The sequence below is a fragment of the Acinetobacter higginsii genome, from assembly GCF_000369845.1.
In the GTDB taxonomy this organism is placed as follows: Bacteria; Pseudomonadota; Gammaproteobacteria; order Pseudomonadales; family Moraxellaceae; genus Acinetobacter; species Acinetobacter higginsii.
In genome coordinates this window covers 861,559-884,940 of record NZ_KB850211.1, presented here as the reverse complement: position 1 = coordinate 884,940, position 23,382 = coordinate 861,559, and the positions used below count along the sequence as shown (strand labels likewise).

The window sequence follows — 23,382 nt, the reverse complement described above, 5'->3', positions numbered from 1 at the left end:
TCTAATCTTCAGATATTTATGCAACAGCCACCGTTTTAGCTGTACCAAGTTGAGTAAATTTATTCAAAATATCGACTCTTATTTGCAAATCAACCACCTGACGATTAAAGCATCGACTAGATACACCTTGTCCAAGTCGTTTCAAGGCAAACATTTTAGCCTCTATTCGGGATCGTCGATGATAACCAATATCTCGTTTCCACTGCTTTTGACCCCTGTCCCAACAGCCTTGTACTGCATGATTCCTTGCTTTACCAATTTCATTTTCTGCCCATAAAGCAGCATTGGAACGAGGAGGGATAATTACATTTGCTTGCCGTTTCAAAATCGCATCATAACAATTCACTGTGTCATAAGCACCATCAGCCGTGACAGATGCAATGGGTTCATCAATTTGATCTAAAAGAGGTTGGAGCATTTCAGCATCACCATATTGGCAGGTCGTGACTTCAACCGCTTGTATTTCTCCACTGTTTGCATCTGTCGCGAGATGTAATTTCAGCCATTGACGATGTTGGTTTACGCCATATTTTTTACGCACCCATTCCCCATCACCTGTAACTTTGATCCCTGTGCTATCAACTAAAATATGCAAGTCTTCCTGTGGATTTTTTGCTGATTTATGTAGAAGTGGCTGGAGCTTATCTGCTCGCCGACTCAATGTTGAGAAGTCTGGAACATTCCAGTCGAGGTGAGCCATTTGAAAAAGGCTTTGAATGAAACCTTGTGTTTGGCGTAAAGCCAGTTGGAACAGGTTTCGTATCGTGAGGGCAAATTGAATTGCTATATCAGTGTAGGTAGGTTGACGTCCTTTTTTTCCAGTAGGTGTTGCAGACCATTGCATTTGGGGATCAAACCAAATGGTGAAAGCACCCCGTTGACGTAAAGCCTGATTGTACTCAGACCAGTTCGTTGTTTTGTATCGGCTTTTTGATTGTGTATTCATCTAACATGTATGGGGATGAAATTTATTTATGCAACAAAGCCTCGCTGAATTGGAAACAGCCGTAATTTTTGCATTTGGATAGCGCTCTGCCATCCACAGCGTAAACGAACCCCATCCACACCCTAACTCCAAGATATGTTGCCCATCGTTTAATTGGGCACGATCGCTATAAATCTGCAATGCGAACTCTTCAGCTTCATCTAATCCAGTTCGATCATGTGGAAAGAAACAGGCACTATATTTAAGTCGTTTTCCTAAAACCGCCTCAAAAAAAGCCGTGGGTAATTCATAGTGTTGCTCATTGGCCTTATCGGTTTCAATTGCGATCTGGCTATGCTTCAACATATTCAGCACATCCATATAACGTTGAGCACCTTGTTCGGGATCATAACGACCTTCTTGAATCAAACGCTTCTTACTGAGAGCACGAATTGCTGCACGAATCGCCTGATCAGGTACTAAACCACTTTCAACAAGTTTTAATGATTGATTAATAATAAAGTCCATGTGCGTACCTACTCTTTTGGTTTCCACGGAATAAACATTGAAGTTCGTTTTTTATAATCGAGATAATTTTGACCTCGATTTTTTAATGCTTGTTGTTCACTAAATGGAATACCGGTGATGTAATACAAAAATAGCCACATCAAGACTGGATATATCCATAGACTGTACAACCCTGCTGCCAGTCCTATTAGTGGATATGCAAACCAGTGTATCCATTCAAAAAAATAATTGGGATGCCGCGAATAACGCCACAGACCTTGATCCATGGTTTTGCCATCATTTTGTTTTTGTTGCTTGAAATGAAACAATTGCTGATCTGCGACCACTTCACCTAGAAATGCAATCAGCATAACAATTCCCGCAATGATCAAAAAAACATGGGTTTGTGGACTCCAGACAGAACTCGGCACATGAAGCAAAGTCCACATCGGTATGCTAAATAAGATTGCCAAACCCGCCTGAAACATAAAAAAGGAATAAAAACCAATATGTTGATATTTCCCCATCGCACGACGCATATTGGCATATCGGCGATCTTCTACTGATTCCGCTTGATACCGACGCCATAAATGCCAACTTAAACGTATAAACCAGATTGAACTGAATATGCCAATAAACAATCTAACATTCATCAAAGCATCATCCACTAACCATGCAGTCAGCAGAATATTCAGCGCAATGCAAAAACTCCAAGCAACATCAACGATGCCAGCACGGTGATTGTATGTTGCCCATAACCAACAACCTGTCATTAACACAGCATCAAGTAAAAACAATTGCCACAACATCACTGTCTCCTTGATACCTTAAATCAGTGGATAATTAATAAGGACTTGCTTCAAATAAAAGCTGTACATCGCTAATGACCCCTTCTTTAAAGCCGCCCTCGCAATAACACAAATAAAAGTCCCACATTCGAATAAAGTTTTCATCAAAACCTAAAGCAAGAACTTGTGCTTTGGCATTTAAAAAACGTTCCCGCCATTGATGAATGGTTTCAGCATAACTTTGGCCAATATCCTCCAGATGTTTCAAGCGTAACTTCTGCTCTGAAGCCGCTTGTGTTAACACACTGATAGATGGGATAAAACTCCCGGGAAAAATATAGCGCTTAATATAATCTACGCTATGCAGTGCTTTTTTATATCGCGCATCTTCGATCGTAATGGCTTGAATCAGACCTAGGCCATTTGGTTTTAATAAGGTTCTACATTGATTAAAGTAATTAGATAAATATTGCTCACCAACAGCTTCTATCATTTCGATCGAAACTAACTTATCAAATTTCCCTTCTAGTAGCCGATAATCTTTAAGTTGGACATTAACTCGATGGCTTAGACCAGCATTGGCAACTCTTTGGATTGCTTCATTATATTGTGCTTGTGAGATGGTAATCGTGGTTACTTTACAGCCGTAATGCTGAGCGGCATAGACAGCAAAACCTCCCCAGCCACTACCGATTTCAACCAGATGATCCATGGGTTTAAGTTGTAACTTCTGACAGATCAACTCTTTTTTATAATCAGAAGCTTGCTCTAGCGTCATCTCCTTGTGCTTGTACACTGCACTAGAGTACATCATGGAAGAATCAAGAAATAATTTGAAAAATTCATTACTTAAATCATAGTGTTCCGCAATATTTTTACGGCTGCCTGCCAACGAATTTTTGCGGGATCTATACCATGCTTTTAATAACAATTGGCTGGCTTGTGATATAAGGTTTTGATTGATCTTATCCAAAACGTCGCGATTTCTTGCCAATATCTGAATGAGTTCGACCAGATTTTCACTACTCCAATAGCCACGAATATAGCCCTCCGCGGCACCAAGCACACCATTTTTAAAAATGAGATCAATTAGATCTTCGTGATGAATATCTACAGTTACTTCCAGATCAGAAACTTCACCGACAGTTCCATTCCATTCACCACGAAAGTGAATTTGTCCATGTCGAAGTTTCAGCAAGCCGCGTAAAACCAATGGAAGTGTGTCTTGTTCACCAAAAATTAGCGTTTTTATCATCTCGTTCTAAATCCTTATTCTTTTTGGGATGTCGATAAAATGGAACTTTTTTAAGCCATAGTTGAAATGCTTGTACATAAATTGAAGCTAACATTTTGAAAGGTTCAAATATATGTTGAATAGCATAACGACTAAGCTGTGAAGGAAGTGTGATGTGCGCTAATCCAAACCGCATCGTTGCATCAAAAATGAATTGCTGGTTTTGATAAAGCTGCATATGAATCACATTTTGACTATTAGAGAAGTTAAATTTCCATTTGTATTGAATATCCATTGGCATAAATGGCGAGACATGAAAACTTTTCTCGAAATCAAACTCATAACTGTCATAAGGACTATGATTTTTCAACTTCTGCTGGCAATCATGTACATAAACCTTGTGCTCATTCCAAGGTGTATTGGTTATCTCGCTCAGTATGAAGACAGGCTGTTTTTGACGATTTAAAATGAAATAGAACACAACCGAATTAAAACTAAAACCCAAGCTTCGTGGTAAGGCCAAGACACGGATTTCTGATTGCGTGGTCAAAATCGTATCTGCTTGCTGCAATAAAATTTTTGTTATTTTTTCTCGCAAATTACCGCTATAGCCTTTAAGGAAATCCTGATCAGATATATTGAGAATATTCCAATGGTTTGTAGAGCATAACCTTGATTGTTTGAGATTTTCCGCTATTCGATCTGGATCAAAATATAAATAGCTCAATGTCGCCTCAAACTGATGAGGTTTGGGGCTAAAACGGCGATGCCTGATTTTAGCTTTCGCAATTGCAAGTTGAGCTTCTAACATCGACTCCCCCCATATCTTCATCAGCAATTGACATCAGATGGTTCACGACGCGGTCAGCGCTTCTCGCACCATCTTCATGAAATCCCCATCCCCAGTAAGCACCGCAAAATGAACTACGCTTGTAGCCGTTTATCTCATGCCAGCGAGATTGTGCTGCAATCGCAGTTTGATTGAACACAGGATGCCGATAATGTCGTTCAACATAAATATGATCTTTGGCGATTGGCATATTTGGATTGAGCGTAGAAAAAACCTGCGTCTTACAGTCCAGATTCTGCAAACTGTTCATCCAGTAGCTAAACCCGTAATGAACGCTATCCGCCGAAGCTTCTTTTTGAGCTGTAACATATACGTGCCAACTGGCCCACTGCGATTGGGATTTTGGCATGATTGATCTATCAGCATGGACGACCATCACGTTATCTTGATAAGCAAAGCACCCTAATATGTCATGCTCTTTCTCGGAAGGCTCTTTAAGCAACTTTAAAGTATCATCGGCATGACTGGCAAAAATCACCCAATCAAATTGCTCCTGCCCATGCGCAGTTATAATTGAAATATGATTTTCACTTCTTATTACATGTTGTACTTCAGTTTTCTTCCAAATGAGCGTTGGGCATTCACGCTGAATCGCGTAGATATAAGATGCTGATCCGCCTTTGACCGTTTGCCATTGTGGGCGATCTTTTAATTGCAACATCCGGTGATGCTGAAAAAAACTAACGACAAACTTATACGGAATCTTGCCAATCTGCTCCACAGGGCTTGACCAGAGTGCTCCGCACATTGGATATAAGTGCTCATCTCTAAAGACTTGTGAATAACCATGTTTATTGAGATATTCTTCAATGCTTAAATTTGTATCAAGTTCATCAACAGCAATCTCTTTATTTTCTCGATAAAAGCGAACTAAATCCGATAACATTAAGCGAAAGTTTTTATTTAGAAAATTTTGTGGTCTCGTTAATAACGACCATTTTTTTGAAGGATTATATTGTAGCCCCGTCACCTGATTATTGACTGAAAAACTCATGTCGCTGTTCTGTGCTTTGACTCCAAGCTCGGCAAGCATCGCACTAAATAATGGATAGTTATGTGCGTTAAAAACAATAAAACCACTGTCTATGGCAACTTTTTTTTGATCAATCCGAAACTCATGTGTATCGGTATGTCCACCAAAATAGTTTTCTTTTTCAAAGATGGTAACTTGATGCTGTTTTGATAACTTCCAAGCCGCATATAATCCAGATATCCCAGAGCCGACGATTGCAATTTTCATAAAACACCCCCGTCACTGTTCTTTTCTATCTTAGTTTTCAAACTGTCTAGATGGATTTTATGCGCATCATATATCCGTTGAGGCACAGGCTTGATTGCCCATATGAGTCCACAAAAAGACATCGCTTTCAGAACATAATAAGTGACATCAATTTGCCACCAGAAAAAACCTTGCCGTGTACTGCCAGCATAATAATGATGATTGTTATGCCAACCTTCACCTAGAGTGATGATCGATAAAAACAGATTATTACGACTGTTGTCTCGGGTATCAAAATCTCGACGTCCATACAGATGAGCCAGCGAATTAATACATAAAGTCGCATGAATCAATAACAGCGTTGAAACCACAAATCCCCAAACCAGCAACTGTGGTCCTGAAGTACCCAAATTGGGATAAGCAAAGGCTAACCAATCGCCTAGCAAATAAATCGCAAAAGCGGTTATTAAAACAATGACAAAACTAAAACGGTCTAACCAAACAATCTCAGGGAATTTTAGCCAATCTTTAATAATTTCTTTGCGAGTGGAAAAGTTCTGCTGATTCAAGAACCATCCAACATGGCTATACCAAAACCCATGTGTAGATGAATGTGGGTCATGTTCAGTGTCGGTGAAACGATGGTGATAACGATGATGTGCCGTCCACCAGAGTGGACCACGTTGTGCGCTCATGGTCCCAATCAGAAGAAAAATAAACTGTACTGAGCGTGATGTTTGAAATGTTTTATGTGATAAATACCGATGGAAGAATGCTGTAATTGCAAACATTCTAATCATATAGAAGAGAACCATAAACCAGACAGCGAACCATGAAACGCCCACCCAAAACACAGCTAAGCAAGCGATATGCAATAAAATAAACGGAATAATTCGCAACCATTGGATCTGAGTATCTTTGCTGGTTTTAGATGCTTCGAATTCTGCTAATCCAGAAGTATCCGTAATCGACCAACTGTCTATCCATCCCAGAAAAAACTTTAACATTGATTGTTCCTAACCCATCTCTTCTTATGCTTATAATCTTAGTCAATTCGATATGAAATTTATGTGAAGCCCATAGCATTCAGGCCTAGCGCTTATTCTTTATCTTTGTGCAAAAAACTTAAAAAAATATTATTTTAGAAATTAATCTCTTATATCCCCTAGAGCATATTAATATAGCCTAAACTGAGTAGTTTAAAAGCTTAATGATCAACATTTTTAAATTGTTTTGATAACACACTTAAAGTTTTCATGTGTTTGCCATAACGACGGCAAGAACGACAAGCAAATAAGTGCAATTGCAGATTACTCTGCTCTCGTAACAGCAATGCTCTATCCTGTTTCTCGGATAATAATTGAGTGGCTTGGCGGCATGTCAACATGAGCAATCCTCCTGCAATAACCATTTATTTTCTAAGCATTCACGTAGTCGGGTGCGGCTGCGATACATTAGTACATTAAAATGTGAAACCGTCAGTTCCAGCTTCTCACAAATTTCATTGGAACTCAGCTCGATCACCTCACGTAGCATAAATACCTGTGCATATTTGGCAGGTAAGTGATTAAGACAGGCATCAAAAATAATCCAGAAATCTTGCTGCTCCATCATTTCTTCAGGGCTTTGCCATGCTTGTGGTGCTTCATATTTATGCCAATGTCCAGAAGCATCAAATAGCTCATCTATACTCAGCTCACTTTCTTCATCCTTAAACAACTCACTCATGCTGACTAAACGAGATTTCTGCCGAATCAAATCAATAATCTTATTTTTTAAAATTGCAAACACCCACGTTTTAAATGCCGCCCGTCCGCTAAATGAGTCTAGATGTTGAAACGCGCTGGTCAGTGCTTCTTGAACAACATCTTCAGCTTGCTGTATTGAAGACAGTTGTAAAATTGCAAATTTCAGCATCTGTTGTCTTAAATCTTGTAAAAAAGCAGGATTGTGCAATTGATTGAATAGATCATCATGATTTTTTGCTGAAGCTGAACTCATCCCTGTATCTCTTCATTATTATAAGGAATATGAATTAATCTTAACCGAATTAATAAGGCTTTTAACGCATAGATTTGTTGTTGAATTTCATGTTCATAAAACTCAGGAAGCACAGTCTTGATCAGTTGATAAAGATCTGAATCGGTTAACTTCGCTTGGTTCAGTTGTTCAAGCAACATGGCGAATAAAGGTGACAAAGGTTCAACACAGACCTGATCTAGATCATCTCGCCATACCATAATAGCACTTGGCGCAGGTTCTACCTGTTCAAGCGTAATTGTCGTTGTCCAGTTATAAACGGGATACTGATAGGCCAGTATCCAAACTTGGGTAATCAATTGCCAATTTTTATCTTTTGTCAGAGTAGGACTTTCTATTTCGACTGTGTCCAAATAAAGTTCTAACCATTCATACTGCAATAGCTCTGCCAACCAAGGATATTGTTGTAATATCGGATGTTGTTGTTCCGTGAGATATTCCCGAAATTGCAGCGAGATATCGTTATATAACGGCGACTGACACTGTGATTTTTGAAAAAATTCTGCCAATAATTGCTGCCACTGCTGTTCAGGTAAGATGCTACGCGCTACAGGAAAGACCAAGTTGATAAATGAACAGACATTATTAAACAACAAATCACGATAGACCTGCATACGGTGCGCTGAAAAGTTTTGTGGTAACTCTAATTCAGGATCACGAATCCAGTCACAGAACTGTCGCTGCGTGGTATGAAAGGATATCTGCCTTGCCTTCATCACGACCCTCCTGTTGCATATTTTTGATACTGGTCAATTCATTTTGTAACTGTTGCCAAGATGGAATATTAAAGTCTCGTTCCAGTAAAGTCGGCTTAACTCCACAAACTTGATAGCTATATTGTAAGAGCTGCCAAACAGGATCACTGATTGCTGCGCCATGTGTATCGATCAATAGATCTTTTTCAACTTGCTCATGGCCAGCAACATGTAAGTAACGAATCCTATCTTTGGGCATCACATCAATAAAAGCATACGCATCACTGCCATGATTAATGCTATTTACATAGACATTATTTACATCAAGCAGCAATTCACAGTCTGCTTTGAGCAGCACTTCACGTACAAATTCCGCTTCACGCATTTCTGCATTGGGCATTAAATAGGTAGAGACATTTTCAATCACCAACCTCTGCCCTAAAATATCCTGTACCCGCAAAATACGCTCCGCCACATAATTCGCAGCAGCTTCTGTCATCGGAATGGGTAATAAATCATATAAATAGCCGCCATCATGGGTATAGCTTAAATGTTCTGAGTAAATCGGCACCTGATAGCGTTGTAGAAAAATTTTAACCTGCTGGATAAATTCAAGATTGAGTGGATGAGGCCCACCAATGGATAAGGACAATCCATGACAGATTAAAGGTGCTTTCTCAACACATTGTCCAAGCAGCTTGGCATGCCGACCACCAAAGCCCATCCAGTTTTCAGGAGCAACTTCAATAAAATCTGGGTGGGTTTCAGCATTTAAAAATGCATCAATAAACTCACGTCTTAAGCCCAGACCTACACCAGCCAATTCAGCCATGGTGAAACTCCTATGATTAGAATGATGCCGATCTAGGTTTTAGACCGACATCACCCATGATTGAATGGACTATTTAGCCCCACACTTGCCGTCAGCCACTTTTTTATCTGCACCGCATTTTGCATCAGCAGCTTTCTTGGCTGCGCCACACTTCGCGTCTGCTGCTTTTTTTGCTGCACCACATTTGGCCTCAGCAGATTTTTGTTGTTGTTTGGCTTTATTGGCGCCACATTTCGCTTCACCACATTTTCCGTCAGCAGCTTTGCTTGCATGGGTCTCGGTTGCCGTTGTCGTTGCTGCAACAGTCACTTGAGTTACGCCAGTAATAGAGAGTGCCAATAATGCTGCTACGGAGGTCATTGAATTAAGTTTGCTCATTGTTGTATTCCTTTTAAGGTAAATGCTCGGTTTGTACAGAGGTACATAAAGTTAGACGGCGTAACGCTCAATTTATTACAGTGAAAATAAAAAAAAGTTTATGTAAGAAAACGCTCCCTTATTCGACTAATGATCAATCAGTCCTATTCGGTGTGAAATGATCATGAAGAACTTTTTATATTCTCTCGCTCAGCACTATCAAAACCTCTGCTCAGCACTCAAACATGCGAACGGCATTGCGGCACTTGCCTTACGTTGTTATCTCGTTCCAATCTTTTGGATGGCAGGCACCAATAAACTGATGCATTTTCAAGATACGGTGCAATGGTTTGGCAATAGCGATTGGGGCTTGGGTTTACCTTTTCCGCATATCATGGCTGCACTGGCAACCTCGACGGAACTTGCTGGGGCTGTACTTTTGACGTTCGGTCTTTTGACACGTTGGATTAGTATTCCATTGATCATTACCATGTTGGTGGCGATTGTCACTGTACACCTGCCAAATGGCTGGCAAGCGATTGCTGATCCCAATGCACCCTTTGCCAATGCACAAGTGCTTGCCTCTGCTGAAAAACTGGAAGCAGCTCGGGGAATTCTAGAAAACTATGGTCATTATGACTGGCTAACATCCAGCGGCTCATTTGTGATTTTAAATAATGGAATTGAGTTTGCTGTGACTTATCTAGTCATGTTATTGGCTCTGATTGTGCTGGGTGGCGGTCGTTATTTCAGTTTAGATTATTGGATAAAGCGAAAATTTTCGAAGTAGCTTTGTCAAAATGGTTTCAAGGTGAATAAAGTCAGGAAGCTGACTGCAATATTACAATTTTGTCATTTATAAATATCTGATTATCTTTGACGCTAAAATGACACGATAAAACTTTGGGCTCGATGAAAGCATGCGAATACTTCTTGTTGAAGATGAACAAAAAACAGGTGATTATCTCCAAAAAGGCTTAACTGAAGCAGGCTATGTGACAGATTGGAGTCAAGATGGCATTTCTGGTCTGCATCATGCTGTGACAGAACAATATGACCTGATTATTTTAGATGTCATGCTTCCGAAGCTGGATGGCTGGAAAATCCTCACGGAAATTCGCAAAGTAAACACCTTCCTTCCAGTGCTGTTTCTTACTGCAAAAGATCAGATCGAAGATCGTGTCAAAGGCTTAGAACTAGGTGCAGATGATTTCCTGATTAAACCCTTTGCCTTCGCAGAACTACTTGCACGTATTAAAACCCTATTAAAACGTGGGCAAATTAAAGAAGAGCAAACCTTCTATGCCGTTGCAGACCTACATCTCGACTTAATTAAACGCCGTGTGGTGCGTTCTGGGCAACGCATTGATCTGACCGCCAAAGAATTTTCCTTACTTGAACTGTTTATGCGTAGACAAGGTGAAGTTTTACCAAAATCACTGATCGCTGCTTTGGTTTGGGATATTAATTTTGATAGTGATACTAACGTGGTCGAGGTCGCGATTCGCAGGCTCAGAAATAAAATTGATACCGACTTTAGCCCCAAACTAATTAGAAACATCCGTGGCATGGGCTATGTCCTAGAGATCGAAGATGAGAACTAAATTATTTCGTTCAATCGGCTTTCGAATCAGTTTTATTTCCACTCTATTCACGATTCTGATCTTGATCGTTATGGGAATATTCGTCAATCAGCATGTGGTCAATTATTTTTATCAACAAAATCAAAAAGAAATTGAAGGAAAAATTCAGCTGATTGAAAATCTTTTCCAACAGAAACCTAGCAATTTTAAGGACGGTTTAGATGAGGCCTTGATTGGGCATGATAATTTGGTGATTCAGATCAAACTGGCCAATGGTCAGACCATTTATAACAAAAAGAATAATCACACCGATCTCAGCCAATTAATACAAACTCAAAATGGGCAATGGATTAATTGGAAAAATAAGGATCAGAGTTATCAAGGCATCATGGTGAATAAGGTTCTTCGCTATGGCGAAACCAATCAGAACATGCAAATCATTGCTGCAATTGAAGTCACCGATAATTATTACTTCCTGCATTCATTTAAACAGCAGTTGCTCATGATTGGTCTACTCGGTGTAATTGGTCTGATGTTTTTAGGTTGGTTGGCCACTTGGCAAGGTCTTGGCCCGATTCGGAAAATGGCAAAACTGTCAGAAAACATTTCTGCAAATAATCTGTCCAATCGCCTTGATCTCAGTAATATACCCATTGAACTCACCCCTTTGGCAACGGCATTTAATGACATGCTCAATCGACTGGAGGTTTCAGTCGATAAACTTTCTGCGTTCTCAAGTGATTTGGCCCATGAAATTAGGACACCGATCAATAATTTGATGATGCAAACCCAAGTTTCCTTAACCAAGCCAAGAACCATTGAGCAATATCAAGATGTACTCTTTTCAAATTTAGAAGAATACGAACACTTAGCAAAAATGATTTCAGATATGTTGTTTCTAGCTAAATCGGATCATAACCTCGCCTTAAAAAACAAAAAAGAAATCGATTTAAAGCAAGAAATGCGGGTGCTGTTTGAATATTTTGAAGCTTTTGCATCAGAAAAACAGATACAACTCAAGCAAACAGGTCAGGCATCTATTCAGGCCGAACCTGCAATGATTCGTCGAGCCTTTAATAATTTAATCTCGAATGCAATTAAATATGGTGAGCCAGACTCGATTTTAGAAGTCAAACTCAGCCAAGATCCTCAGCATTCGATCATTCAGATTAAAAATAAAGTGTCTGCTGAAATGCAAACTTTAAGCCCTTTACAGCTGTCTCGCTTCTTTGACCGTTTTTATCGTCTGGACTCATCGCGACACAAGGCCGAAGATGGTACGGGGCTAGGACTGGCCATTACCAAGTCAATTATCGAAATTCACGCTGCGAAAATTGATGTATTTATCGAAGGAGAAAATATTGTCTTTAGAATAATTTTTAAAGCGGAATGATTAAGGACCATACAACTTGGGAGAAGTTATATGATCCTTGTGAAACTCAGAATTATTTAGATGGCGTTTGGCCATCATTGCCTTGTACAGTTGCATTACGTTCTTGGTTTTTTTCCAAGAACATTAAACCACCATCTGCATAACTTAAGCTCGCTGTTGATGCAAACGATAGGATGAAGATGAGTTTAACCAATGCTTTCATTTCTATTTACCTGTTCTCTCTTAACTCTCTATAAGATAGAACAGGTAGCCCAACAGCAGCATGACCTGAAAATGACAATTTTGTCATTTCCATCAATGCTTAATAATACAACGGTTGATCTAATATAGATGATCTCTCAATGTGATATTAGTCTCAATCTAAAGATGTTAATAAATGAATCACAGCATCACCTGCCAATTGCATTGACTTTGGATCGACCTGCTCAATCGTATCACAGGCTTTGTGATAGCACGGCGCGAACTCCAGCTCATCCCCTTTCATTTGCTCATTAAACAAGATCACAGAGGTCACAGGCACTTTACCTAAGAACGGTGCTGTATCACTTGCGGTTAGAGTTGCAACATCTTCTTTAATTTCCAAATTTTTTGCTTTAAAAAATGCTTTGAGCGTATTCTCTAATGCGACATCACCACTATGGCTTGGAATACTACGTAAACCATCAAGTAAAGGTTTGTAGTCCTGTTCTTGCATGCCACGCTCTTTTAGCATTTTTTCCATTTCATCTATAGATGATTTATCACCATCTGCAATCAGGATTTCAGGATCTTTGGTGCCAACCATATCCACATTAATATAAGCCTTGATGGCTTTTAACTGTTCAGCAGTCAGTTTCTTCACATAAGCTTGAGAACCTGCAATCCCGACTTCTTCCGAATCCCAAAATGCCAGATGAATGGTGTGTTTCAGTTTTACTTTTTGGCTTGATAATTGTGTCATCAAGTCGAGCAATAAGGCCACGCCTGAAGCATTGTCATTGATACCAGGCCCCATTTTGACCGAGTCATAATGTGCTCCCAGCAAAATTATGCTTTGTTTTGACTCACTGGGAATCTCAACAATAATATTTCTGCCTTTGGTCTTTTCCCGATTTTCGAAAGTCTGAAGCTCTGTACTAAAACCTGCTTTCTTGGCCTGATCTAAAATATAATCTGCACTTGCTAAACCACCTTGCGTACCCACAGCACGATTGCCACCATGCTGTTTGGCAATTTGTTCAAATGCATGTAAATGCGTCATCATCTGTGCTGCATCCAGTTTTAAACCAGATTGACTCACATCTTCAATTTTTTCTTTGGAATGCGGCTCGTTTTTTTGACAACCACTGATTGCAAACATGCTAGTTAAAACACAAACACCTAAAAATTTATTAAAAAACATAAAACAAATTTAAACCGTTTTTATAAAGTAGGCTTAATACTAGATTTGTGCATGGTGATTTGCCATTGCGATTTGTATCTTGTGTTGTTCTCCAAGCAGGAACATATCGTGGCTTATTCCAAATGACCGACAAAACCCGTTCTCAATGAAACAGGCTTTGTACTGAGACCGAGGTTATTTTAGCCATGATTTAAACTGCTAAAAATCTGTTCGAGTACTTCGCCAAGCGCAAGAATGTCATGATCTGTATTCGGTAAACCATCTATTTCCAATCCAACAGGTAATTTTGATTTTGTGCCACATCCAATCGGTAAACTCAGCCCTGGTAAACCAATATTGCTTCCTGGATCGGTATTGCGAATCAGCCTTTGGAAATTTTCAATTGAACTCACTTGCTCATTCGCCAGTGGTGCAACAATGGCGGAGGTTGGAAAAATTAAAGCATTGAGTTGATGTTCATTGAAGGTTTTTTCATAAAGTGAAAGCAACTGTGGTCGCGCCGTTGTGATCGCATCCTGATATAAAGCTTCGACCGCCACAGACTGACCCGTTTTATCTACAATCAATTCAGGCAAAATATTCTGCTTAAATAGTTGCTGTACATCTGGGCTTGAAATTTGCTCTACGATAGCGTCTAGTTCTATTCCAACTTCATGATTTTTTAAATATTCAATCAGATCATATTTGCCTTCGTAGATCACCACTGGAAATGAAATACGATGATTCAGCTGCCCTAACTCAGGCATTTCTACACTGATGATTTCAATCCCCGCATTTTTTAAAAGTTGTAGTGCCTGATCAGCCTGTTGTTGAACCTCTTCATCCAGATTTTCCCAAAAATATGCGCATAGCCCAAGCCTGATGGATTTCTTCGACAAACGAGCAGGGATTTGTTGTTGAGTAATCAATTGATCAATCAATATAATATCGGATACCGAATGTGCCATTGGGCCTGCGGTATCCCGTGTATGCGAGATTGGCGTAATACTCTGTTGAGCATAGCGTCCAACCGTGGGGCGAAAACCAACACAGCCATTCAATGCACTGGGTAATCGGACCGATGCTCCGGTATCAGTCCCCATCGCAATCGGTACCATGCCTGCAGCAACCGCGACTGCACTTCCCGAAGAAGAACCGCCTGCAATATGTAAAGGATTAACCGCATTACGAGTGCCAATCACACCCTCAATATGCATTGCAGTATTATAACCTGTCACGCCAAATGCCAATTCATGCATATTGGCTTTACCGACTACAATCGCACCTTGATCAATCAATGCTTGAATCACTGGAGCCGTTACTTTGGGTCTGAATCTGGTTAAAGCAGGTGTTCCTGCCGTATTGCTAAAACCAGCAACATGAATATTATCTTTAACCGCCAGCAATACCCCAATTAGTGCAGGACACGGTTTGCCTTCCGCAATAGATTGATCCCAAAATTGCGCCTGTCGAAGCGCTGCAGCATAATCAAGACTGATAAAAGCATTGAGGGACTGTTGCGCATCAATCTTTTCGAAATAGTGATCTAGCAATTGTTCACAAGAAACTTTGCTCTCAGTAACTAGTGCTGTAATTTCCTTGATTGTGGCTTTATCAAGATGAATACCTTGATCTAAAAATACTTTTTCTTTCATCTTTAACATTGTGACTTAAAATCCATTTAAGTAATAATGTTTATAATTTGTACCGTTTTCAGTTTGTTAGATATCCTCAAAATTGAGGAGGCTATTAAGCATGCATCAATGCAGCCATTTCAGTACGATTATGACAACCCATTTTTTTCATGGCACTTTTTAAATGCGTTCTCACCGTGGTAAAGCTGATATTCAGTAAATTGGCAACATATTTATCACTCAATCCCTTACTCACTAACATGACCACTTCCTGCTCCCGTGGGGTCAAAAAGTATTGGGTCGATAAATCTATGGGTAAAGCTTGGGTCATATAAGGTTCAATTAGATTTAAGATCCTTTTCTCTCGCCCACTAAACATATTCGAGTCTTTGGCGCGCCAAATACGCAAATCACCAATATCTATCCCATCCCGAACAAAATAAATATTTAAACCATGATACAAGCCATAAGGGCGTAAAAACTCATTGTAATAATCCGTTTTCTTTAGTTCTGATATCGAAATGATTTCATTCACTAAAGTCGCTTGTTGCCGTTCCCGCAGCCGAGAGGTAATCGGGTCATCGTGTTGCCAAATACGGTCATATTCTAGAATTGCTTTGGGATCGATTTGCCACATAATACCTTGTTTAGATAGATGCAGTTTTGCATCCCAAATATAAGACGCAGCAAAATCGGCTCTTAATAAAGTCGCGATATCTACCAACACGGTTTCACGTAAACGCTCCTGTCCTTTTCCTGAACCTAATTTCCATAATATTTCTGACAAAAGACTAAATTCGGATCGACTTAAGTCGTGTTCTAAAAGCATCGCCTGCTACCTTTCTATCTTCCTGATACCTGTCCATTCTAGAATTAAGATGAACAGTTATTCCCTTTTGTCTATCTTTTATATGCCACTGAATCGTTATTTTCTACATTTTATTTTTTAGTCGGCTTGCATGGGGCGTTTTGCCATACCAGCGCTTATAAGCATGAATAAAACTGGCGGGTTCGGCATAGCCTAACCATTCAGAAATTTGCTCAATTGAAGTTTGTGTTGACGACAAATAGGAATTTGCCATCATTTTTCGGACTTCCTCCCTAATTTTAATAAATGTTGTGTGTTCTTGCGCCAAATAACGACGTAAGGTGCGGGAGTTTAGATATAAACGATCTGCAACCTCTTCCATCGCTGGAATTTCCCCTTTGCTATTCATAAGGATATGCTGGACTTGATCGGTATATTTTTTTTGAGATTGCCGCTTATCCAGTATTTCTCGGCATTGTTGCTCAGCTGAATGTAGCACCAGTTCATTTGCCATACTCAACTTTTGATCTATTTTTTCGGCATTTAATATAATAAAGCTTTTCAATCCACCAAATTCAGGCGTCACCCCAAACAATTCATGATAAGGCTGTTGTTCTCCACAGGACTGAAAGCCAAATACTACTTTTTGGCAGAGATTCTCTGGAATCAAATCATGTTGGACGGTTATCAGTGCGGCAATATCTCGTTCAATAATGAATTGCCATAATGTTTGAGGAATTCCTTCATCTACCTCTATATCAATTCGAATACTATTCGACTCGGATTGTTCTGATAACACAAACTGACTAAAAGCAAAGGATAAAGGAAAATAGGCCAAAGCAAAGTTCAAGGCTTCACGAATATTGGCACTACTAATCAAACCTAAGCCGAGAGAACCAAAGGTGGTAAAGTGATAACGCTGACCAACCTCCAAGCCAAGCAAAGGTCTCTGGCTAAATGTCTCGACTAAATTGCGGATCAGCTGGAATTCCTGTTGCCCAGTTACCAACATATTTGGATCAAGCAACTGTTGCTGCTCCAGTCCTGTTCCCTTGAGGATTTGTGCATGACTCACCCCCAGTTCAGCCGCAAAATCTGCCATGAGACGAACACTATGGATACTACGTTGATATGACCATAAGTAGTTCAAACCTATTTTCTCAATGTCCGCTAATCACAATATTTTGTCCTGATCCATCCTCTAAATCAATGCATGAAACGATTATTCTGCAAGCAATACATGATACTTTTCACTTGAGTCCGTTATGTTTAAACAACAATTATCTTCAAATAAAAATATTCGTATCGCCATTATTGGAACTGGATTTGGTGGATTAGGGCTAGCCATTCAGCTCAAACTTGCTGGATTTGAACAATTTACCTTATTTGAAAAAGTCAATGATGTCGGTGGTGTCTGGCGTGACAATACCTATCCAGGTGCTGCTTGTGATGTTCCTTCTCACCTATATTCATTTTCTTTTGAACAAGATCTTGGCTGGAAAAACCGCTATGGTTCATCGCAGGAAATTCATCAGTACTTAAAACACTGCACCGAGAAACATCAGCTTTATCCGCATATCCGGTTTAATACTGAGATTGCCAGTGCTGATTTTGATGCCACTCAAGGTATTTGGCAGATTCAGAGTTCAACTGGGAAAAAATTTGAGGCAGAATTTCTGATTGCTGCGGTGGGTCAGCTCAACCGCCCCGCGTACCCGAAAATTAAAGGTTTGGATCGTTTCAAAGGAAAAGCTTTTCATTCAGCACGTTGGGAGCATGACTACGACTTAAATAATAAACGTGTGGCAGTCATTGGGACAGGTGCCAGTGCGATTCAATTTGTCCCAGAGATCGCAAAACAAGTAGCTCATTTAGATATCTATCAACGTTCCGCACCTTATGTCATCCCAAAACCAGACCGTATTTATTCAACATTGGAACGAAAAGCATTTCAAAAACTACCGATCTTGCAAAGTCTTGATCGTGTATTTCAATATAGTTATAACGAGATTCGCCTTAAGAGCTTTACCGCCACGCTGAATGAAATTCCTTTGGCCGAATATATTTTTCAACGGCATATCCGTGAAGAAATCAAAGACCCGCATTTTCGCTATCGTCTGATGCCTGATTATCCGATTGGCTGTAAACGAATTCTGATTTCAAACCATTGGTATCGAAGTTTGGTTCGTCCTAATGTTGAGGTCATCAATACCGCAATTCAGGAAGTTACTGAAAATGGTATTGTCGATAAAGATGGCAAACACCGCGAAATCGATGTCATTATTTATGGAACTGGTTTTGCTGCAACTGAGTTTATGGCACCCATGCAAATTACAGGACTCAATAGCAAAAGATTAAAAGACCAATGGGTCGATGGCGCAGAAGCGTATTTAGGCTTAACTGTAAGCGGTTTCCCTAATTTCTTCATGCTGTATGGCCCAAATACCAATCTTGGGCATAACTCAATCGTCTACATGATTGAAAGCCAAGTGAATTATATCCTAGATGCACTTCAAACCCATATCCAAAACAATTTATCCTTCACCGATCTGAAAGCTGAAATCCAAGTACAGTTTAATCAAGAAATTCAGGAGCGTATGAAGTCAACCATGTGGTCGCAAGGCTGCACCAGCTGGTACCAAACCGCGACAGGAAAAAATACCAATAACTGGCCGGGTTTTACACTGGAATACCGTCAACGTACTCGTCGTTTTGATCTGGAAAATTATACTCAAGTAGAAAAATCGGCACAGTCACAGGCTGAGATAGACGATCAAGCCAAAAAAATAGCTGTTTAAATTCCCTCATTAAACCATTCTGCATTTGGATTGTCCTTGAATGAAATAAAGGACAATCCATGAGCCTGCCCCAACTCCGTTTGCATAAAATCCTAAAATTTGATAAATCCGCTTGACCTTCCCATAATGTTAAGGTCTATGCTGAAAGCAATCAGATTATCTCTATAGGTATAACTTATGGAAACGCAAACAAAAAGATCGTCTAATAATATGAATGTCAGCCTTCAAGTCGAAGGTATGACTTGCGCAAGTTGTGTTGGACGGGTTGAAGCAGCACTCAAAAAAGTTGACGGCGTTCAGTCTGCATCAGTGAATCTAGCCACAGAACGTGCAGATATCAAGCTTGCTAAGCCCGTAGACCGACAAGTGCTGATTCAAACCATAGAGCAAATAGGTTATGACGTCCCAGCAGACAAGGTTGAATTGTCGATTGAAGGCATGACCTGCGCTTCATGTGTTAGTCGTGTTGAAAAAGCCTTGAATGCGGTTAATGGCGTAAAAACTGCCAACGTCAATTTAGCAACTGAACGTGCCACGGTAACGGGTACGGCTAGCATAGAAAGCCTAATCGCAGCGATTGATAAAGCAGGTTACGATGCCAAAGAGATTCAGGCATCCATTCCAGATCAAAGTGAACAACTTGAGAAAAAAGATCAAGAACGAACTGAACTCAAACGTGACCTGATTATTGCCACTATTTTAGCCTTACCTGTGTTTATCTTAGAAATGGGCTCACACTTAATTCCGGGTGTTCATCATCTGATTGAACAAAGCATTGGTATGCAAAATAGTTGGTACCTCCAATTCGTTTTAACCACCCTAGTGCTGATTATCCCAGGGCGTCGTTTTTATCTCAAAGGTCTTCCCGCTTTATTCCGTTTAGCACCCGATATGAACTCTTTGGTTGCAGTCGGTACATTGGCGGCTTATCTATTTTCACTGGTTGCAACCTTTGCACCAAAGCTATTACCTGCTGGCACGGTCAATGTTTATTACGAAGCTGCTGCTGTGATTGTGGCCTTGATTCTACTGGGTCGTTTTCTTGAGGCGAAAGCCAAAGGACGCACTTCTGAAGCTATTCAACGCTTAGTCAGCTTACAGGCAAAAGTTGCCCATGTTTCTCGAGATAATCAGATAATCGATATTCCAATCGACCAAGTACTTGCAGGTGATTTTGTCATTGTAAAACCAGGTGAAAGAATCCCTGTCGATGGTGAAGTCATTGAAGGCCAAAGCTTTGTCGATGAATCGATGATCACAGGTGAACCGATTCCTGTTGAGAAAAATATTGGTAGCCAAGTCGTGGGTGGAACCATTAACCAGAACGGTACTTTAAGTTTTAAAGCCGTCGCTGTCGGTGGCAACACCATGTTGGCACAGATTATCCGCCTGGTCGAGCAGGCGCAAGGCTCTAAAATGCCGATTCAAGCCGTGGTCGATAAAGTGACTTTATGGTTTGTGCCCACAGTGATGATTGCCGCTTTACTCACCTTCCTCGTATGGCTAGTTTTCGGCCCATCACCTGCTTTAACTTTTGCACTGGTCAATGCAGTTGCGGTACTGATTATTGCCTGTCCATGTGCTATGGGCTTGGCAACCCCCACCTCGATTATGGTCGGTACTGGACGTGGTGCGGAACTTGGCATCCTGTTCCGTAAAGGTGAAGCGCTACAACTGTTAAAAGATGCTCAAGTGGTTGCCGTTGATAAAACAGGGACCTTGACCGAAGGCCATCCAGTACTGACTGATTTTGAGGTGACATCTGCTTTTGAGCGTAATCATGTACTCAGCCTCGTTGCCGCAGTGGAGTCGCTTTCTGAGCATCCGATTGCTAAAGCTATTGTCGATGCCGCAAAAAATCAAGGTCTGACCCTGCCTCAAGTTGATCGATTTGATTCAGTCACAGGGATGGGTGTTAATGCCACCGTGAATGAAAGCCAGAACATCTATATCGGTGCAGACCGCTACATGATTCAACTTGGTCTGGATATCACCCCATTTTCCCATACAGCACAGCGTTTGGGTGATGAAGGAAAATCTCCACTTTATGTGGCAATTAATGGTGCTTTGGCTGGGATTATTGCGGTTGCTGATCCAATTAAAGAGACAACGCCTGCTGCCATTCAAGCACTGCATCAGTTGGGTTTAAAAGTAGCAATGATTACCGGTGACAATGCTCGTACCGCACATGCCATTGCCAAACAACTTGGGATTGATGAACTGATTGCCGAAGTGCTACCTGAAGGTAAAGTCAATGCCGTGCAGGAACTGAAAGCAAAATATGGCAATATTGCCTTTGTGGGCGATGGGATCAATGATGCACCAGCATTAGCTCAAGCAGATGTCGGCCTTGCAATTGGCACAGGTACTGACGTGGCGATTGAATCTGCGGATGTGGTGTTGATGTCTGGGAACCTGCAAGGTGTGGCCAATGCGATTGCTTTGTCTAAAGCAACCATTGGTAATATTCACCAAAACTTATTCTGGGCCTTTGCCTATAACACTCTATTGATTCCAGTGGCTGCGGGTGTGTTATACCCTGCTTATGGCATCTTGATGTCACCGATTTTTGCCGCCGGTGCGATGGCACTTTCCAGTGTGTTTGTGCTTGGGAATGCCCTACGTTTACGTCGTTTCCAACCGCCGTCTGCGCATAAAGGCTAATGGAGGATCTTATGAATATTGGTAAAGTTTCTCAAGCTTCAGGTGTGACGGCCAAGATGATTCGTTATTACGAGCAAATTGGTTTAATTCCTGCGGCAGGACGCAGCAATGCAGGTTACCGCTCTTATTCAGAGAATGATGTGGAACGATTGAAATTTATCAAACGCAGTCGTGAGTTGGGTTTTTCGGTTACTGAAATCACTGATTTACTGGATTTATGGAATAATCGCAATCGTCAAAGTGCCGATGTAAAACAACTGGCTCAGGCACATATCCATAAGCTGGAACAGCGTATCCAAGACCTGCAGCAAATGGCGCAAACACTCCAGAATTTAGTCGACTGCTGTGCGGGTGACAATCGCCCCGACTGTCCGATTCTCGAAGGCTTAAAAGAACCAAGCCATGAAATCAAGGACATCCATCATCATAATGATTTGCTCTCGCTGTCCCCACTCACTGGACGCAAGTAAAACAGCATAAAAGGCGATCTTATGATCGCCTTTTATTTTTTATCTATTCCATTGATACAAAAAAGCGGCTATTTAAGCCGCTTTTCATTTATGAACAGATTAACGTGGTGGAAAACCTGCTTCTGATAAAGCCTCGACTACTTGTTGCTGTGAGGCTGTGGTTTCAACTTTAACACTGCGGTTAGGCGGATCAGTAATCACTTTTGCATTGGCATCTACCGCTTGAATCGCACGGGTTACACCACGTGCACAGCCACCACAGGTCATATTTTCGACATGAAATTCCATCGTAAAACTCCATTCAGTTATTTAAGAAGATAAACACACTATAAAGGTTGCCATAATGGTAAGGTCAAGTCTTTTACACATTAAAATCAACAATATTTTATGTGATCATTCCTTCTTTTCGGAAACATAATTGATCGTATATTTAGGGATTTCTATTTCTAAAGGCTGATCCTGAATATTCACCTGACAAGACAGTCGTGATTCTGGGCACAAACCCCAAGCACGATCAAGCAAGTCAGCCTCAACATCATCCATTTCCTGCAAACTTTCAAAGCCTTTTCGAATAATGACATGGCAGGTGGTACAAGCTCCTGAAAGATCACAGGCATGTTCAATTTCAATCCCATGATCGAGTAAAGTTCTACATAGATTTGCACCCGTTTTAATGTCTAGAATACTGCCTTCTGGACAGACTTTTTCATGTGGAAGCACGGTTATCTTCGGCATAATCGCTACCTTTCTACCTAATTACGAAAAGCTGTAATCCATAAAAGGCTGTTTTGATTCAGCCTTTTATTGATGGAACTATCAAATCAAGAATAAGATCGAAAGCTTTATAATAAATGCCGTTGTAACCAAGCATTGATCACTTTAATTTCAATATCTTGAGCCAAAATAATATTTTTTGCCAACATGCGAACTTCTGAATCATAACAATATTTCAAGGCAACCTTGGCCATATCTATGACCACTTGATGATGTGGAATCATTCCACGCATAAAATCGATGTCGGCATTGCCTGTGTAATTGATTTGCATATCAGCATGCATACGGCTCCTTAGTTCCATATAAGCACGCGTAGAGAGGCTATAAATATCACTTGCATCATTTTCGTTAGGCGTTATTGCCAATTGTTGTTCACTCATTATTGTTTCCTTGCTATTCAGCAGCATCACATTCATTTCAGATATGATTGGCATGCTATATGGATGAAAAT

25 protein-coding genes and 1 pseudogene are annotated in these 23,382 nt (G+C 40.5%); 6 read left to right on the top strand and 20 right to left on the bottom strand.

Annotated features, from left to right (window positions below):
- Positions 1-16: 16 nt before the first annotated feature.
- The 12 genes and pseudogenes from F885_RS15745 to F885_RS15800 all read right to left on the bottom strand — a co-directional run bounded on the left by F885_RS15745 (position 17) and on the right by F885_RS15800 (position 9,468).
- Positions 17-946 carry an IS5-like element ISAba10 family transposase gene (locus F885_RS15745; RefSeq protein WP_005313773.1) on the bottom strand — a complete coding sequence of 310 codons (930 nt, stop codon included), beginning with the start codon at positions 944-946 and terminating at the stop codon, positions 17-19.
- A gap of 42 nt (positions 947-988) precedes the next feature.
- A pseudogene (locus F885_RS15750) lies at positions 989-1,453 on the bottom strand (SAM-dependent methyltransferase); the annotation flags it as partial.
- Between the two features lie 8 nt (positions 1,454-1,461).
- Positions 1,462-2,241 carry a DUF1295 domain-containing protein gene (locus F885_RS15755; RefSeq protein WP_005313767.1) on the bottom strand — a complete coding sequence of 260 codons (780 nt, stop codon included), beginning with the start codon at positions 2,239-2,241 and terminating at the stop codon, positions 1,462-1,464.
- A gap of 34 nt (positions 2,242-2,275) precedes the next feature.
- Complete coding sequence (locus tag F885_RS15760) at positions 2,276-3,475, bottom strand: SAM-dependent methyltransferase (protein WP_005313764.1); 1,200 nt, start codon at positions 3,473-3,475, stop codon at positions 2,276-2,278.
- On the bottom strand, positions 3,450-4,265 hold the full coding sequence (locus tag F885_RS15765) for a DUF1365 domain-containing protein (RefSeq protein ID WP_005313763.1): 816 nt from the start codon (positions 4,263-4,265) through the stop codon (positions 3,450-3,452). The genes F885_RS15760 and F885_RS15765 overlap by 26 nt, the downstream gene beginning before the upstream one ends.
- On the bottom strand, positions 4,231-5,544 hold the full coding sequence (locus F885_RS15770) for an NAD(P)/FAD-dependent oxidoreductase (protein WP_005313760.1): 1,314 nt from the start codon (positions 5,542-5,544) through the stop codon (positions 4,231-4,233). The genes F885_RS15765 and F885_RS15770 overlap by 35 nt, the downstream gene beginning before the upstream one ends.
- On the bottom strand, positions 5,541-6,530 hold the full coding sequence (locus F885_RS15775; RefSeq protein WP_005313755.1) for an acyl-CoA desaturase: 990 nt from the start codon (positions 6,528-6,530) through the stop codon (positions 5,541-5,543). The genes F885_RS15770 and F885_RS15775 overlap by 4 nt, the downstream gene beginning before the upstream one ends.
- Before the next feature lie 200 nt (positions 6,531-6,730).
- Positions 6,731-6,910 (bottom strand): zf-HC2 domain-containing protein, encoded by a 180-nt coding sequence (locus F885_RS15780; protein WP_004653549.1) that lies wholly within the window; start codon positions 6,908-6,910, stop codon positions 6,731-6,733.
- On the bottom strand, positions 6,904-7,524 hold the full coding sequence (locus F885_RS15785; RefSeq protein WP_005188352.1) for an RNA polymerase factor sigma-70: 621 nt from the start codon (positions 7,522-7,524) through the stop codon (positions 6,904-6,906). Before F885_RS15785 ends, F885_RS15780 begins: the two co-directional genes overlap by 7 nt.
- Positions 7,521-8,279 carry an HvfC family RiPP maturation protein gene (locus F885_RS15790; RefSeq protein ID WP_005313729.1) on the bottom strand — a complete coding sequence of 253 codons (759 nt, stop codon included), beginning with the start codon at positions 8,277-8,279 and terminating at the stop codon, positions 7,521-7,523. The genes F885_RS15785 and F885_RS15790 overlap by 4 nt, the downstream gene beginning before the upstream one ends.
- Positions 8,230-9,090: an HvfB family MNIO-type RiPP peptide maturase gene (locus F885_RS15795; protein ID WP_005313725.1), complete on the bottom strand. Its 861-nt coding sequence runs from the start codon at positions 9,088-9,090 to the stop codon at positions 8,230-8,232. Before F885_RS15795 ends, F885_RS15790 begins: the two co-directional genes overlap by 50 nt.
- A gap of 69 nt (positions 9,091-9,159) precedes the next feature.
- Positions 9,160-9,468 carry an HvfA family oxazolone/thioamide-modified RiPP metallophore gene (locus F885_RS15800; protein WP_005313719.1) on the bottom strand — a complete coding sequence of 103 codons (309 nt, stop codon included), beginning with the start codon at positions 9,466-9,468 and terminating at the stop codon, positions 9,160-9,162.
- A gap of 163 nt (positions 9,469-9,631) precedes the next feature.
- Here F885_RS15800 and F885_RS15805 point away from each other — a divergent pair, with 163 nt between their 5' ends.
- From F885_RS15805 to F885_RS15815, 3 genes are all read left to right on the top strand, one after another.
- Positions 9,632-10,237 carry an HvfX family Cu-binding RiPP maturation protein gene (locus F885_RS15805; protein WP_005313710.1) on the top strand — a complete coding sequence of 202 codons (606 nt, stop codon included), beginning with the start codon at positions 9,632-9,634 and terminating at the stop codon, positions 10,235-10,237.
- Positions 10,238-10,367: 130 nt separating this feature from the next.
- Positions 10,368-11,051 (top strand): heavy metal response regulator transcription factor, encoded by a 684-nt coding sequence (locus F885_RS15810; protein ID WP_005203769.1) that lies wholly within the window; start codon positions 10,368-10,370, stop codon positions 11,049-11,051.
- Positions 11,041-12,423, top strand: coding sequence for a heavy metal sensor histidine kinase (locus F885_RS15815; RefSeq protein ID WP_005313707.1), 1,383 nt, complete (start codon positions 11,041-11,043; stop codon positions 12,421-12,423). The genes F885_RS15810 and F885_RS15815 overlap by 11 nt, the downstream gene beginning before the upstream one ends.
- A 52-nt stretch (positions 12,424-12,475) precedes the next feature.
- On the opposite strand, the gene F885_RS20990 is transcribed toward F885_RS15815, so the two are convergent.
- The 5 genes from F885_RS20990 to F885_RS15835 form a co-directional block, all read right to left on the bottom strand.
- Positions 12,476-12,625 carry a hypothetical protein gene (locus F885_RS20990; RefSeq protein ID WP_004806924.1) on the bottom strand — a complete coding sequence of 50 codons (150 nt, stop codon included), beginning with the start codon at positions 12,623-12,625 and terminating at the stop codon, positions 12,476-12,478.
- Between the two features lie 153 nt (positions 12,626-12,778).
- Positions 12,779-13,804, bottom strand: a complete 1,026-nt coding sequence (locus F885_RS15820; protein ID WP_005313705.1) for a M20/M25/M40 family metallo-hydrolase — start codon at positions 13,802-13,804, stop codon at positions 12,779-12,781.
- Positions 13,805-13,983: 179 nt separating this feature from the next.
- Positions 13,984-15,447, bottom strand: a complete 1,464-nt coding sequence (iaaH, locus tag F885_RS15825) for an indoleacetamide hydrolase (protein WP_005313703.1) — start codon at positions 15,445-15,447, stop codon at positions 13,984-13,986.
- Positions 15,448-15,532: 85 nt separating this feature from the next.
- Positions 15,533-16,246 carry a response regulator transcription factor gene (locus F885_RS15830; protein WP_005313691.1) on the bottom strand — a complete coding sequence of 238 codons (714 nt, stop codon included), beginning with the start codon at positions 16,244-16,246 and terminating at the stop codon, positions 15,533-15,535.
- Positions 16,247-16,349: 103 nt separating this feature from the next.
- Entirely contained in the window at positions 16,350-17,375 is a 1,026-nt protein-coding gene (locus tag F885_RS15835) for an AraC family transcriptional regulator (protein WP_005313688.1), read from the bottom strand.
- A 115-nt stretch (positions 17,376-17,490) separates the two neighbouring features.
- Here F885_RS15835 and F885_RS15840 point away from each other — a divergent pair, with 115 nt between their 5' ends.
- The 3 genes from F885_RS15840 to cueR all read left to right on the top strand — a co-directional run bounded on the left by F885_RS15840 (position 17,491) and on the right by cueR (position 22,157).
- On the top strand, positions 17,491-19,023 hold the full coding sequence (locus F885_RS15840) for a flavin-containing monooxygenase (RefSeq protein WP_005313686.1): 1,533 nt from the start codon (positions 17,491-17,493) through the stop codon (positions 19,021-19,023).
- 177 nt (positions 19,024-19,200) lie between these two features.
- Positions 19,201-21,687 (top strand): heavy metal translocating P-type ATPase, encoded by a 2,487-nt coding sequence (locus F885_RS15845; RefSeq protein ID WP_005313684.1) that lies wholly within the window; start codon positions 19,201-19,203, stop codon positions 21,685-21,687.
- Positions 21,688-21,698: 11 nt separating this feature from the next.
- Positions 21,699-22,157 carry a Cu(I)-responsive transcriptional regulator gene (gene cueR, locus F885_RS15850; protein ID WP_005313681.1) on the top strand — a complete coding sequence of 153 codons (459 nt, stop codon included), beginning with the start codon at positions 21,699-21,701 and terminating at the stop codon, positions 22,155-22,157.
- 99 nt (positions 22,158-22,256) lie between these two features.
- Here cueR and F885_RS15855 read toward each other — a convergent pair whose 3' ends face one another.
- The 3 genes from F885_RS15855 to copM form a co-directional block, all read right to left on the bottom strand.
- Positions 22,257-22,445: a heavy-metal-associated domain-containing protein gene (locus tag F885_RS15855; protein WP_004653564.1), complete on the bottom strand. Its 189-nt coding sequence runs from the start codon at positions 22,443-22,445 to the stop codon at positions 22,257-22,259.
- Positions 22,446-22,550: 105 nt separating this feature from the next.
- Positions 22,551-22,892 carry an ISC system 2Fe-2S type ferredoxin gene (gene fdx, locus F885_RS15860; protein WP_005188318.1) on the bottom strand — a complete coding sequence of 114 codons (342 nt, stop codon included), beginning with the start codon at positions 22,890-22,892 and terminating at the stop codon, positions 22,551-22,553.
- A 107-nt stretch (positions 22,893-22,999) separates the two neighbouring features.
- A complete protein-coding gene (gene copM / locus F885_RS15865) occupies positions 23,000-23,311 on the bottom strand; it encodes a CopM family metallochaperone (RefSeq protein WP_005188315.1) in 312 nt (103 codons plus the stop codon).
- Positions 23,312-23,382 lie beyond the last annotated feature (71 nt).

Excerpts from the sequence above, each read along its gene's own strand:
- F885_RS15745 (WP_005313773.1), bottom strand. The coding sequence starts at position 946 with ATGAATACACAATCAAAAAGCCGATACAAAACAACGAACTGGTCTGAG.
- F885_RS15755 (WP_005313767.1), bottom strand. The coding sequence starts at position 2,241 with ATGTTGTGGCAATTGTTTTTACTTGATGCTGTGTTAATGACAGGTTGT.
- F885_RS15760 (WP_005313764.1), bottom strand. The coding sequence starts at position 3,475 with ATGATAAAAACGCTAATTTTTGGTGAACAAGACACACTTCCATTGGTT.
- F885_RS15765 (WP_005313763.1), bottom strand. The coding sequence starts at position 4,265 with ATGTTAGAAGCTCAACTTGCAATTGCGAAAGCTAAAATCAGGCATCGC.
- F885_RS15770 (WP_005313760.1), bottom strand. The coding sequence starts at position 5,544 with ATGAAAATTGCAATCGTCGGCTCTGGGATATCTGGATTATATGCGGCT.
- F885_RS15775 (WP_005313755.1), bottom strand. The coding sequence starts at position 6,530 with ATGTTAAAGTTTTTTCTGGGATGGATAGACAGTTGGTCGATTACGGAT.
- F885_RS15780 (WP_004653549.1), bottom strand. The coding sequence starts at position 6,910 with ATGTTGACATGCCGCCAAGCCACTCAATTATTATCCGAGAAACAGGAT.
- F885_RS15785 (WP_005188352.1), bottom strand. The coding sequence starts at position 7,524 with ATGAGTTCAGCTTCAGCAAAAAATCATGATGATCTATTCAATCAATTG.
- F885_RS15790 (WP_005313729.1), bottom strand. The coding sequence starts at position 8,279 with ATGAAGGCAAGGCAGATATCCTTTCATACCACGCAGCGACAGTTCTGT.
- F885_RS15795 (WP_005313725.1), bottom strand. The coding sequence starts at position 9,090 with ATGGCTGAATTGGCTGGTGTAGGTCTGGGCTTAAGACGTGAGTTTATT.
- F885_RS15800 (WP_005313719.1), bottom strand. The coding sequence starts at position 9,468 with ATGAGCAAACTTAATTCAATGACCTCCGTAGCAGCATTATTGGCACTC.
- F885_RS15805 (WP_005313710.1), top strand. The coding sequence starts at position 9,632 with ATGAAGAACTTTTTATATTCTCTCGCTCAGCACTATCAAAACCTCTGC.
- F885_RS15810 (WP_005203769.1), top strand. The coding sequence starts at position 10,368 with ATGCGAATACTTCTTGTTGAAGATGAACAAAAAACAGGTGATTATCTC.
- F885_RS15815 (WP_005313707.1), top strand. The coding sequence starts at position 11,041 with ATGAGAACTAAATTATTTCGTTCAATCGGCTTTCGAATCAGTTTTATT.
- F885_RS20990 (WP_004806924.1), bottom strand. The coding sequence starts at position 12,625 with ATGAAAGCATTGGTTAAACTCATCTTCATCCTATCGTTTGCATCAACA.
- F885_RS15820 (WP_005313705.1), bottom strand. The coding sequence starts at position 13,804 with ATGTTTTTTAATAAATTTTTAGGTGTTTGTGTTTTAACTAGCATGTTT.
- iaaH (WP_005313703.1), bottom strand. The coding sequence starts at position 15,447 with ATGTTAAAGATGAAAGAAAAAGTATTTTTAGATCAAGGTATTCATCTT.
- F885_RS15830 (WP_005313691.1), bottom strand. The coding sequence starts at position 16,246 with ATGCTTTTAGAACACGACTTAAGTCGATCCGAATTTAGTCTTTTGTCA.
- F885_RS15840 (WP_005313686.1), top strand. The coding sequence starts at position 17,491 with ATGTTTAAACAACAATTATCTTCAAATAAAAATATTCGTATCGCCATT.
- F885_RS15845 (WP_005313684.1), top strand. The coding sequence starts at position 19,201 with ATGGAAACGCAAACAAAAAGATCGTCTAATAATATGAATGTCAGCCTT.
- cueR (WP_005313681.1), top strand. The coding sequence starts at position 21,699 with ATGAATATTGGTAAAGTTTCTCAAGCTTCAGGTGTGACGGCCAAGATG.
- F885_RS15855 (WP_004653564.1), bottom strand. The coding sequence starts at position 22,445 with ATGGAATTTCATGTCGAAAATATGACCTGTGGTGGCTGTGCACGTGGT.
- fdx (WP_005188318.1), bottom strand. The coding sequence starts at position 22,892 with ATGCCGAAGATAACCGTGCTTCCACATGAAAAAGTCTGTCCAGAAGGC.
- copM (WP_005188315.1), bottom strand. The coding sequence starts at position 23,311 with ATGAGTGAACAACAATTGGCAATAACGCCTAACGAAAATGATGCAAGT.